At 62.4% G+C, this 11709-nt stretch carries 10 protein-coding genes; 8 read left to right on the top strand and 2 right to left on the bottom strand.

Translation table 11 applies throughout. The annotated features are described in order from the left end of the window. Positions 1 to 10: 10 nt before the first annotated feature. Entirely contained in the window at positions 11 to 631 is a 621-nt protein-coding gene (locus tag RHM69_RS20835) for a CDP-alcohol phosphatidyltransferase family protein (protein ID WP_014720578.1), read from the bottom strand. 310 nt (positions 632 to 941) lie between these two features. On the opposite strand from RHM69_RS20835, the gene hflK (RHM69_RS20830) reads away from it, so the two are divergent. The 8 genes from hflK (RHM69_RS20830) to cfaB all read left to right on the top strand — a co-directional run bounded on the left by hflK (RHM69_RS20830) (position 942) and on the right by cfaB (position 10124). Next, positions 942 to 2867 (top strand): protease modulator HflK, encoded by a 1926-nt coding sequence (gene hflK / locus RHM69_RS20830; RefSeq protein ID WP_014720577.1) that lies wholly within the window; start codon positions 942 to 944, stop codon positions 2865 to 2867. A 9-nt stretch (positions 2868 to 2876) separates the two neighbouring features. Then, positions 2877 to 3878: a protease modulator HflC gene (hflC, locus tag RHM69_RS20825; RefSeq protein WP_183144149.1), complete on the top strand. Its 1002-nt coding sequence runs from the start codon at positions 2877 to 2879 to the stop codon at positions 3876 to 3878. Continuing rightward, positions 3875 to 4909, top strand: coding sequence for a protease modulator HflK (hflK, locus tag RHM69_RS20820; protein ID WP_014720575.1), 1035 nt, complete (start codon positions 3875 to 3877; stop codon positions 4907 to 4909). The genes hflC and hflK (RHM69_RS20820) overlap by 4 nt, the downstream gene beginning before the upstream one ends. Continuing rightward, positions 4906 to 6792 carry a cation-translocating P-type ATPase gene (locus RHM69_RS20815; RefSeq protein ID WP_032901860.1) on the top strand — a complete coding sequence of 629 codons (1887 nt, stop codon included), beginning with the start codon at positions 4906 to 4908 and terminating at the stop codon, positions 6790 to 6792. The genes hflK (RHM69_RS20820) and RHM69_RS20815 overlap by 4 nt, the downstream gene beginning before the upstream one ends. A gap of 116 nt (positions 6793 to 6908) precedes the next feature. Next, the gene (locus tag RHM69_RS20810) at positions 6909 to 7160 is read left to right on the top strand and encodes a membrane protein (protein WP_003195792.1); all 252 of its coding nucleotides are present in this window, start codon (positions 6909 to 6911) and stop codon (positions 7158 to 7160) included. Positions 7161 to 7227: 67 nt separating this feature from the next. Beyond that, positions 7228 to 8073 carry a DUF692 domain-containing protein gene (locus RHM69_RS20805; RefSeq protein WP_014720573.1) on the top strand — a complete coding sequence of 282 codons (846 nt, stop codon included), beginning with the start codon at positions 7228 to 7230 and terminating at the stop codon, positions 8071 to 8073. Then, positions 8064 to 8852 (top strand): DNA-binding domain-containing protein, encoded by a 789-nt coding sequence (locus RHM69_RS20800; protein WP_014720572.1) that lies wholly within the window; start codon positions 8064 to 8066, stop codon positions 8850 to 8852. Before RHM69_RS20805 ends, RHM69_RS20800 begins: the two co-directional genes overlap by 10 nt. An 87-nt stretch (positions 8853 to 8939) precedes the next feature. Continuing rightward, the gene (gene cfaB / locus RHM69_RS20795) at positions 8940 to 10124 is read left to right on the top strand and encodes a C17 cyclopropane fatty acid synthase CfaB (RefSeq protein ID WP_014720571.1); all 1185 of its coding nucleotides are present in this window, start codon (positions 8940 to 8942) and stop codon (positions 10122 to 10124) included. A 131-nt stretch (positions 10125 to 10255) separates the two neighbouring features. Here cfaB and cls read toward each other — a convergent pair whose 3' ends face one another. Next, the gene (cls, locus tag RHM69_RS20790) at positions 10256 to 11695 is read right to left on the bottom strand and encodes a cardiolipin synthase (RefSeq protein ID WP_020302042.1); all 1440 of its coding nucleotides are present in this window, start codon (positions 11693 to 11695) and stop codon (positions 10256 to 10258) included. Positions 11696 to 11709: the final 14 nt, after the last annotated feature.

The raw sequence follows: 11709 nt of genomic DNA, 5'->3' as shown, positions 1-11709 counted from the left end.
CGCAAAATCCTTATGCAGAAGGGAGAGATTGTTGTTCTTTGAGGCCCTGACGCACCCGGTTGACCAAGGTATAGGCGAGCAGGGCGGCGACCAGCCACATCACCGCCTCCACCCAACCGGCGCCGAGCCAGCCCAGCGCCACGCCCGTGGCCAGCACCCCGAGTACGAACGCCCGATCACTCTTGCCCATGGGCCCGTCATAACGGCGCGACGCGCCCACCATCGGCCCCAGCACCCCGGCGTATTCGCTGAATACCGCCAGCAGCGTCACCAGCAGCACCGGTGCCAGGCTCACATCGGGGATCAATGCAAAGGGCAGGATCAGCGCGCTATCGGCGATCACGTCGCACAGTTCATTCAGATAAGCCCCGAGGCGTGACTGCTGGCCGAACTCCCGGGCGAGCATGCCATCGATGGCATTGAGCGCCATGCGCACAATCATCCACAGCGGGATCAGCGCAAACAGCCAGAGGTGTTGGGCAAAGCCCGCGATCAACAGCCCCACCAGCAGGGAAACAACCCCGGCCAGCACGGTGATCTGGTTGGCGGTGGTGCCGTTGTCATAAAGGCGCTGCACGAGAGGCCGCAGCAGGTTTTGAAAACGCGGTTTGAGTTGGTAGATGGAAATCATGGGGGTGGCGCTTCCTTGTCCGTGAACCCGCGAAAAACTGTTTTGGAGTGTGCCGACTAATCGCAGCCGACACCAGTGATGGCTCGTGTTTATAGGGGGTTAGTCACAATCAGAAGAACACCATCAGAACAAATGTGGGAGGGGGCTTGCCCCCGATTGCGGTGTACCAGTAACTAATCAGTCGGTTGACACACTGCTATCGGGGGCAAGCCCCCTCCCACAAGGGATTCAGGGTGAATTCAAAAGCGAACAAAAATTTCACGCTTCGTGTTATATCGTAACGAATTGTGTACAAGTGGGCGTTGAGCAGATGCAAGTGGATCTAGAGGCTGACGGGGCTTCGGTTGAAGGCCTCGCGCGTTTTCAGCAGGGGCTGTTCCACGCCCGTCGATTGCGCCAAGCCGGTATCGGCCTGACAACCCTGGCCCTCAGTGGTTGGATATTGGCGCTGTTCGTAGCGTTGTTTGCCCCGCTGTCGATCTGGCCGGTGGTATTGATCAACTGCGCGTCGGCCTTACTGCTGCTGGTGGCCGGTTTGCAGTCGGCCTGGTGGGTGGCCGATTGGCGTGCCCAGGCGTTGGAAGCGCCGAGCGGTGAAGCGGTCGAACAATCCATCGAGCCCACTCCCTGGCATAAAGGCCTGATCAACCGGTTCGGCAACGGCCTGTTGGCGCAGATTGGCGCGCCGGTGCTGTGGTTGGGCGGCTGGTCGCTGTTGGCGCTGGTCAGCATCCTGCAGTTCTGGAACCTGGGCTTGCCCGCTGCCGCCATCGGGCAGTCGGCAAGTATTGGCGCAGCGCTCGCATTGGCCCTGGCGTTTGGCCTGCTGGTATTCGAGCGCCGCCTGGCCCAGGAAACCGCTGCCCAATGGCCGGAAGCCTCACAGTTGGCGCAGTTGAGCCGGATGGCAATTATCTGCCTGGTGCTCAGCGCGATCTGCCTGCTGTTTGCCAATGCGGAGTCGGTCTGGCCGCTGCGCCTGGCCACTCTCATCGGGCTGTTGCCAGCGTTGGTAGCGTTGGAGTTCCTGCTCAGGGGCGTGCTGTCGCTGTTCAGCCCGCGTCAGCCGCGCCTTGAGCCGCGCTTGATGGCGCAGAGTTTCATTGCCGGCCTGCTGCGTTGGCCGCCTCAGCCCTTGCTGGCGTTGCAGCATGAGTTGCACAACCGCTTTGGCATCGACCTGCGCCAGATCTGGGCCTTTACCTACATGCGCCGGGCGTTTTTCCCGGTGTTGCTGGTGGTGCTGGCGGTAGGTTGGGCGCTGACCGGTCTGCATGAAGTGCCCCTGCAAGGCCGTGGGATTTACGAGCGTTTTGGTAAACCGGTCGAGGTGTTCGGCCCCGGCCTGCATGCCGGTTTGCCGTGGCCGTTGGGCCGCGTGCTGAACGTGGAAAACGGCGTGGTGCATGAGCTGGCGACCAGCGTCAGTGACGCCGCCACACCGCAGCTGGCCGCCGCCGAAGGCCCGGCGCCGTTGATCGCCAACCGCCTGTGGGACGCCAGCCATGTGAATGACAAATCCCAGGTTATTGCCAGCAGCAGCGGCGACAAGCAGGGCTTCCAGATCGTCAACATGGACGTGCGCTTTGTCTACCGCATCGGCCTCACCGATCAGGCTGCGCTTGCCGCCACCTACAACAGCGCGGATATCCCGACCCTGATCCGCAGCACCGCCAGCCGCATCCTGGTGCACGATTTTGCCTCGCGCACCCTGGATGAATTGCTCGGGGAAGAGCGCACCAGCCTCGCGGACGAGATTGGTCGTAGCGTGCAAGCCGACCTGCAAACCCTCGACAGCGGAGTGGAAATCCTCGCCACGGTGGTCGAGGCGATCCACCCGCCGGCCGGTGCCGCCAATGCTTATCACGGTGTGCAGGCCGCGCAGATCGGCGCCCAGGCGCTGATCGCCCGTGAACGCGGTGCAGCCAGCGAACAGACCAACCAGGCGCTGCTTCAAGCCAGTACCGCCCGCGATCAGGCCCAGGCCAGTGCCCGCGAAGTGAATGCCGGCGCCCAAGCAGCGAACCTGCGCTTTGCCGCCGAACAAAAGGCCTACGCCGCTGCGGGCCAAGCCTTCGTGCTGGAACAGTACCTGGGCCAACTGAGCCAGGGCCTGGCCCAGGCCAAGCTGCTTATTCTGGATCATCGTTTGGGTGCCGACAGCGCGCCGACGATCGATCTGCGTTCTTTTACCTTGCCCGCCGACCCGTCGGCGCCGCGCAAAGCCGTTCAATAAGGAGTCTGTCTGTTGAGCGCTCATTCCCACGATCATGATCACGGCCATCACCACCATCACGGCCACCACCATCACCATCACGGCGATGAGCAGGCGGCCGGGCCTTTTCCCTGGCGGCGCATGGCGTGGGCGGTGTTGCTGGTGCTGTTTGCCGTGGCAGCGGCAAGCCTGGTGCAAGTGCGTTCCGGTGAGGCCACGGTGATTACCCGCTTCGGCAACCCTGCGCGCGTGCTGCTGGAGCCGGGCCTGGGCTGGCGCTGGCCGGCACCGTTCGAAGCGGCGATCCCGGTGGATCTGCGTCTGCGCACCACCTCCAGCGGCCTGCAGGATGTGGGCACCCGCGATGGCTTGCGGATTATTGTGCAGGCCTATGTGGCGTGGCAGGTGCAGGGCGATGCCGACAACGTGCAGCGCTTTATGCGTGCGGTGCAGAACCAGCCGGATGAGGCGGCGCGGCAGATTCGTACCTTTGTCGGCTCGGCGCTGGAAACCACGGCGGCCAGCTTTGACCTGTCCAGCTTGATCAACACCGACGCCAGCCAAGTGCGCATTTCCGATTTTGAAGCGCAGTTGCGCCAGCAGATTGATCAACAATTGCTCACCACCTATGGTGTGCGCGTGGCGCAGGTCGGTATCGAGCGTTTGACGTTGCCATCGGTGACCCTCACCGCCACGGTTGACCGCATGCGCGCCGAGCGTGAGACCATCGCCACCGAACGCACCGCCGTGGGTAAGCGCGAAGCGGCGCAGATCCGCTCCGCTGCCGAGCGAGATGCGCGCATCATGCAGGCCGATGCCACCGTGAAAGCCGCCGATATCGAAGCGCAGTCGCGGGTTGAAGCCGCGCAGATTTATGGCCGCGCCTACGCTGGCAATCCGCAGCTGTACAACCTGCTGCGTTCGCTGGATACCTTGGGCACGGTGGTCACGCCGGGGACCAAGATCATCCTGCGCACCGACGCCGCGCCGTTCCGCGCCCTGGTGGATGGGCCGAAGGACCTGCAGCCATGAGCGAGCCTGAAAGCCCGGACAGCCCGTGGATCCAGGCCGGGCGCCTGACGTTCCTGGCACTGTACGCGGTCACCGTATTGGCGGCGTTGGCCTGGGCCTTTTCCAATGTGCGCCAGATCGACCCGCAGAATCGCGCCGTGGTCTTGCACTTCGGCGCCCTTGATCGCATTCAGAACGCCGGGTTGTTGCTGGCCTGGCCGCAACCTTTTGAGCAAGTCATCCTGCTGCCAGCGGCCGACCGGGTGATCGAACGCCGGGTGGAAAACCTGCTGCGTTCCGACGCGGCGTTGCAGGCCGATCGCGTGGCCAGTTTCGCCACGCCGTTAAGCGATGCCCTGGCCGGTTCCGGCTACCTGCTGACCGGTGATGCCGGGGTGGTGCAACTGGACGTGCGGGTGTTCTACAAGGTGACCGAGCCCTACGCCTTTGTGTTGCAGGGCGACCACGTGCTGCCTGCCCTGGATCGGCTGGTGACACGCAGCGCCGTGGCCCTCACCGCAGCGCGGGATCTGGACACCATCCTGGTAGCCCGCCCGGAACTGATCGGCAGCGACAATGGCGCCGCCGAACGGCGTGAGCGGCTGCGCGGCGACCTGGTGCAAGGCATCAACAAACGCCTGGCGGAGTTGGCGGCCAGCGGCTTGGGGCTGGGTATCGAAGCCACCCGCGTCGATGTGCAGTCGAGCCTGCCTGGGCCTGCGGTGAATGCGTTCAACGCGGTACTGACCGCCAGCCAGCAAGCCGATAAAGCCGTGGCCAACGCCCGCACTGAAGCGGAAAAACTCACCCAGACCGCCAACCAGGAAGCTGATCGCCAGGTGCAAGTCGCCCATGCCCAGGCCAGTGAGCGCTTGGCCAATGCCCAGGCGCAGACCGCTACCGTTGCCAGCCTGGCCCAGGTCAAAGATCCCGGTTTGCTGTTGCGCCTGTACCGTGAACGCTTGCCGAAGATTCTCGGCCAGGCCGGTTCAGTGACCACCGTCGATCCCAAAGACGACTCCCGCTTGATCATCCAGGGAGCCGAACAATGAGCGCACCCATGCTGACCTCTGCCGAACAGCGCAGCGCTGCCCGGCAATTGACCTTGGCGATGCTCGCCCTGGGCTTGCTCGTGCTGGGCCTGGTGTGGCGCTGGCTCGCGCCCGACCAGAGCGGCGTCAGCCAGCTGCTGCTGGGCGTGGCTTCGCTGTTGGTGGCGGTGCCGGTGATGCGTTCAGCCTGGTACAGCCTGCGCTTTCCGAGCCTGCACGGCATCACCGATCAATTGATCGCCCTGGCCATGCTCGGCGCCTGGGCCACCGGTGATCTGCTCACCGCCGCGTTGCTGCCGATCATCATGATCTTCGGCCATGTGCTGGAAGAGCGCAGCGTGATTGGCTCCCAGGAAGCGATCCATGCCCTGGGCAAACTCACCCGCAGCCATGCACGCCTGGTGCAGGCGGACGGCAGCATCACCGAAGTGGATAACGGCACCTTGAACACCGGCGATATCGTCGAAGTGCGTGCCGGTGACCGCGTGCCGGCCGATGGCGTGGTGTTGTCCGGCCAGGCGAGCCTGGACACGGCGCCGATCACCGGCGAGTCGGTGCCGTTGGAAGCCAGCGTGGGCGTGCAGGTGTTTGGTGGGGCGATCAACCTCGATGGCCTGCTGCGCCTTGAGGTCACGCGTACCGGCAACGAATCGACGTTGGGCAAAGTCATTGCGCTGATGCAGAACGCCGAGCGGTCCAAGCCGCCGATCACCCGGCTGCTGGAGCGCTATGCCGGCAGCTACATGGTGCTGGTGTTGCTGCTGGCGGCCGTCACCTGGTTTGTCACCAATGACGCCCAGGCGATGCTCGCGGTGCTCGTGGCTGCGTGCCCCTGTGCCTTGGTGCTGTCGGCACCGGCCACGGCGATTGCCGGGATTGCCGTGGCGGCGCGCCATGGCATCCTGATTCGCAGCTCGGCGTTCCTCGAAGAACTGGCCGACCTGACATCACTGGTGGTCGACAAGACCGGCACCCTGACCTTTGGCACCCTGCGCTTGCAGTCCATCGAGACTACCGCGCCGGATCGCCAAAAGCTGCTGAACCTGGCGGCCAGCCTTGGTTCGGCAAGCAGTCACCCGGTCAGCCGAGCGTTGGCGGGGTTGGCGAGCCAGGAGCAGATGCGGGTGCTTAGCGACATCCGCGAGCGTCAGGGCCTGGGCGTGGTCGCCCAGACCGAGCAGGGCGAAGCGGCGCTAGGGCGGCCGGAGTTATTTGAACAGTTGGGCATCGTCACCACCGCCGTGCCCGCCCATGATGGCCCGATTGCCGGGCTGGCGTTGAACGGCGAGTTCCTCGCCTGGCTGCTGTTGGCCGACAGCGTCAAACCCGAAGCGCGCCAGGCCCTGCAAGAGCTGCGTGACTTGGGCCTGGGCCGCCAACTGCTGCTGACCGGCGACCGCCAAAGCGTGGCCGACAGCCTGGCGCTGGATGTGGGCATCAGTGATGTCGAAGCCCAAGCGCTGCCGGAAGACAAGCTCAACCGCGTGCTGGGCGAAATCAGCAGTGGCTTCCGGCCAATGGTGGTGGGCGATGGCATCAACGACTCCCTGGCGCTCAAGGCCGGCGTGGTCGGCGTGGCCATGGGCGCGGGCGGTGCCGACATCGCCCTGGCCTCGGCGGACGTGGTGCTGATCGGCAGCGACTTGCGCCGCTTGGGCACCTGTGTGCGCTTGAGTCGCCAGTGCCGGCAGACGTTGCAGGTCAATGTGATCATTGGCTTGGGCTGGACACTGGCCATCGTGGTGTTCGCCGCATTTGGCTGGCTGGGGGCGGCGGGCGCGATGATCGCGGCGGTGCTGCATAACCTCAGCACCTTGTTGGTATTGGGGAACGCCGGGCGTTTACTGCGCTTCCAGGAGCCGCTGTTGAAGCTCGACGAATAATTTCAGAAATATTTGCACACGGCTGTAACGCCGACAGGGGGCCTCACTCTAGTGCTGTGTCGAGACTGAACAATCCGTTCAGATCGGCTCCACTACTGATCATGAGGAATACAACAATGAGCATTAAATCCGCTGCTGCTGGTGCCGCCCTCGCAATGGCCGCTGCTTCTCTGTTCGCGGGTGTGGCCACCCAGGTACAAGCGGCAGACGCCACCGTTCACTGCTACGGCGTGACCTCCTGCAAAGGCATGAACGACTGCAAAACCAAGGACCACGCGTGCAAGGGCCAGGGCGAGTGCAAAGGGATGGGCTTCAAGGCCATGACCAAATCGGCCTGTGACGCCGCTGGCGGTAAAGTCGGCGAGTAACCGGCAAACGAGTGCAACCGCGGCGGCTGCCTGCCACCGCTGCGGACACTTTGCCCTGGAGTGAGTCATGTCCGCGTCCCTTCCAAGTCTGGGTTACGGCCTGGGTTTACGCAGTGAGTACTACCACCAGATCCTTGAACAGTCGCCGGCCGTGGATTGGTTCGAAGTGATCTCCGAGAACTACCTGGTGCAGGGCGGCAAGGCCTTGTACTACCTGGATGCGATAGCCGAGCGTTACCCCTTGGTGATGCACGGTGTGTCGTTGTCCATCGGCGGGCCACATGCCCTCGATATGGATTACCTGAATCACATCAAACAGCTCGCAGAGCGCATTCAGCCGGCATGGATTTCCGATCACCTGTGCTGGAGCCGTGGCAGCGCGCACCAGTTACATGATTTGTTACCCCTGCCTTACACCGAAGAAAGCCTTTACCACGTGGCCGGCCGTGTACGTCAGGTGCAGGACGTGTTGCAGCGACCGCTGGTACTGGAAAATGTCTCCAGCTACGTGCGTTCCAAGGCGGATGAATTCACCGAGTGGGAGTTCCTCAACGCCTTGGCCCACCTGAGCGGATGCCAGTTGCTGCTGGACGTCAACAATGTCTACGTCAGCGCACGTAACCATGGTTTTGATGCCTGGACCTTCATTCGCAACCTGCCACCCGAAAGCATTCGCCAGCTGCATTTGGCAGGGCATATGGACTATGGCGACTATGTGGTCGATACCCATGACCATCCAGTGTGCGACCCGGTGTGGGCGCTGTATCAGCAGACTCTGGAACATCTGGGCCCCGTGTCGACGTTACTGGAACGCGATGACCATTTTCCACCCTTCGAAGAATTACTCACCGAGTTGAACAAAGCCCGTGAGTTGGGTGCCAGCGCCTTGGCCCGGAGAGCGTTATGCGCCTGATCGACTGGCAGTTGGCGTTTGAACAGCATCTATTATCCGAAGCGCCCCCGGCCAACAGTGGCTTTGCCGCTACCTTGCTGGGAGGGCCGACGTTGGATGTGGACACCGGCCTGGCGATTTACCACAACGCCTACCTGTCGCGTCTGCAAGAGGTACTGCGCCATGATTTCGGTGCCATCTGGTATTGGCTGGGAGATGAGCAGTTTTGCTCGCTGACCGAGGCCTACATCCGCCGTTATCCCTCGGCCCATTACAGCGTGCGCTGGTTGGGCGAGCGCTTTGCGATGTTTATCGTTGAGCATCTGATGGCTGCGCACAGTGCGCCTTTGGCTGAGTTGGCACGTCTGGAGTGGGCGTTCACCTTGGCGTTTGACGCCGCCGAAGGGGAGCCGCTGACCTTGAATGACATGGCGCACCTGGCGCCTGAAGACTGGCCCACCTTGCAGGTTGCGCTGGCGCCTTCGGTGCAGCAGTTGCTTTGCCGTTTCAACACGGTGGCGATCTGGCGAGCCAGCAAGGATGAGTCGGATTTCCCCGGCAGCCAGGCGCTGGAACCGGCGCAGATCTGCCTGGTGTGGCGCAACCAGAACCGCTGCCACTACCGCAGCCTGGAAGCCGCTGAAGCCTGTGCGCTGTCGGGCATGGTGACCATGGGCTGGAATTTTTCAGAACTGTGTACTGAGCTGACGGTCACTTATTCAGAGGGGGCGTCGCTGCAAGCGGCCACTTGGCTGAAACAGTGGGTCCAGGAAGGTTTGCTCGAGCGCCGAGCGCCATAGAAGGGGAGCTATTCATTCGATAGCTTCCTACTTTGTTTGGCATGGTCTACCCTCACAGCAGACGTCTGAAACAAGGGGGGACTACTCATGCTCGCGCAACTTCCACCGGCCTTACAGAATCTTCAGCTACCGCTGCGTCTTCGACTCTGGGACGGCCATGAATTCAACTTGGGCCCTGAGCCCAGTGTCACCATCGTGGTCAAGGACCCCACGGTTGTATCCAGGCTGACCCATCCAACACTCGACTCACTGGGCGAAGCCTTCGTCGAGGGCAAGCTGGAGCTGGAAGGCTCCATCACCGAAGTGATCAGGGTGTGTGACGAGTTGAGTCACGCTTTGGTCGATGACGACGAGGAGAGTCGTCCGGTGCGCTCGATTCACGATAAGGCCACCGACGCGGCGGCCATTTCCTACCATTACGACCTGTCCAACGAGTTCTACCAGCTATGGCTGGACCAGGACATGGCCTACTCCTGCGGTTATTTCGAAACCGGCAGCGAGTCGATCGATCAGGCCCAACAAGACAAATTCCGCCACCTGTGCCGCAAGTTGCGGCTGCAGCCGGGTGAGTATCTGCTCGATGTGGGCTGCGGCTGGGGCGGGCTGGCGCGTTATGCCGCACGTGAGTTCGGGGTCAAGGTGTTCGGCATCACCTTGAGCAAGGAACAACTGGCGCTGGCCAAGGAGCGGGTGAAAGCCGAAGGCCTGGAAGACCAGGTCGACCTGCAATTACTCGACTACCGCGACCTGCCCCAGGACGGTCGTTTCGACAAAGTCGTGAGCGTGGGCATGTTCGAACACGTCGGCCACGCCAACCTGGCGCAATACTGCCGGACCCTGTTCGGCGCAGTGCGTGAAGGCGGCTTGGTGATGAACCATGGCATCACCGCCAAGCACACCGACGGCCGCCCCGTAGGCCGTGGAGCCGGCGAGTTTATCGAGCGCTACGTGTTCCCTAATGGTGAACTGCCGCACCTGGCCATGATGACCGCCGAGATCAGCGAAGCAGGGCTGGAAGTGGTCGATGTCGAAAGCCTGCGTATGCATTACGCCCGCACATTGGACCATTGGAGCGAACGCCTGGAAGACAACCTGGAAGCAGCGGCGAAGATGGTGCCAGAGCAGGCGCTACGCATCTGGCGGCTGTACCTGGCCGGTTGCGCTTATGCATTTGCCCGTGGCTGGATCAACCTGCACCAGATACTGGCAGTGAAACCCCATGCTGATGGCGGGCATGAACTGCCGTGGACGCGGGAAGATCTCTACCGTTGACCACCAGGCACTGAAGCTCAAAACTGTGGGAGCTGGCTTGCCTGCGATAGCGTTGTATCAGGACCGGATGAGTCGACTGAAACACCGCTATCGCAGGCAAGCCAGCTCCCACATTGGTTTTGTGTTGGCGGTTAGAGGATGGGTGAGATCAGGCGTGCAATGCGCATCCCCAGTTGTTGCAGGCGACGGGTCTCGCGGCTTTCTTCCTGGCTGACTTCATGGGCCAGGGCAAAGTCATCCAGCAACATTTGTTCAACCTGGCTGGCGAAGGCTTCATCCACCGTCAGCAGCATCACTTCAAAATTCAGCCGGAACGAACGGTTGTCCATGTTGGCGCTGCCAATGGCGCTGATTTCGCTGTCTACCAACACCACCTTCTGATGCAAAAAGCCCGGTGTGTAGCGAAACACTCGCACGCCTGCTCGCACCGCTTCGTTGGCGTACAGGCTGGATGCGGCATATACGATGCGGTGGTCGGGCCGTGACGGCAGCAGCAGGCGCACATCGACTCCGCGCAATACCGCCAGGCGCAGGGCGGCAAACACCGCCTCGTCGGGGATGAAATAGGGGCTGGTGATCCACACCCGCTTGGTCGCGGCATGGATGGCCTCGACGAAAAACAGCGAGCAGGTTTCATAAGGGTCCGCTGGCCCACTGGCAAGCAACTGGCAGAGCACGCCGTCTTCCGGGTAGGCGTCCGGCAGGATCAGCGGCGGCAGTTCCCGTGCGGCCCAGAACCAGTCCTCGGCAAACGACTCCTGCAGGCATGCCACCACTGGGCCTGCGACCTGCACATGGGTATCGCGCCATGGCGCCAGCGGCGGTTTTTTACCCAGGTATTCATCGCCTACGTTATGCCCGCCGACAAAACCGGTGATGCCGTCCACCACGACGATCTTGCGATGGTTACGGAAGTTGACCTGGAAGCGATTGAGCCAGCCACTGCGGGTGGCGAATGCCTTGACCTGCACGCCAGCGTCACGCAGCGCTTGCACATAACGATGGGGCAGGGCGTGACTGCCGATGCGGTCGTACAGCACATAAATGGCCACGCCCTGAGCGGCTTTTTCCCTCAACAGGGCCTGCAATTGACGGCCCAGTTCGTCATCGTGAATGATGAAAAACTGGAACAGCACGGCGGTCTTTGCGTGACGGATAGCCTCGAAGATCGCGCCGAACGTGGCATCGCCATTGATCAACAGGCGCACTTCGTTGTTGGCCAGGCACGGCATGCGGCCCAGCTTGGGCATGGCGCGCAAGGAGGCATAGGCGCTGGAATTGCGCGCCGCGAGCGCTTCCTCCACCCAGGGGCGCCAGTTCAATTCGGTGATGGCCGTGTGCATTTCCTGGTTGGCCTGGCGACGGGCCTGGATGTACGCGTCGAACGTGCTGCGGCCAAAAATCAGGTAGGGGATCAGCGTCAGGTAGGGCATGAACATCAGTGACAACGCCCAGGCAATCGAGCCTTGTGCGGTGCGCACGGTCAGTACTGCGTGGATCGCGGCGAGCGTTCCAAGAAAGTGCAGCGTGGCAATGACGTAGGCGAGCAGGTGCGGGCCAAAGAAATCCATGAACGACGTAACTC

This window comes from Pseudomonas sp. CCI1.1, from assembly GCF_034348165.1.
GTDB lineage: Bacteria > Pseudomonadota > Gammaproteobacteria > Pseudomonadales > Pseudomonadaceae > Aquipseudomonas > Aquipseudomonas paracarnis.
This window is presented reverse-complemented; position numbering and strand designations above follow the sequence as displayed.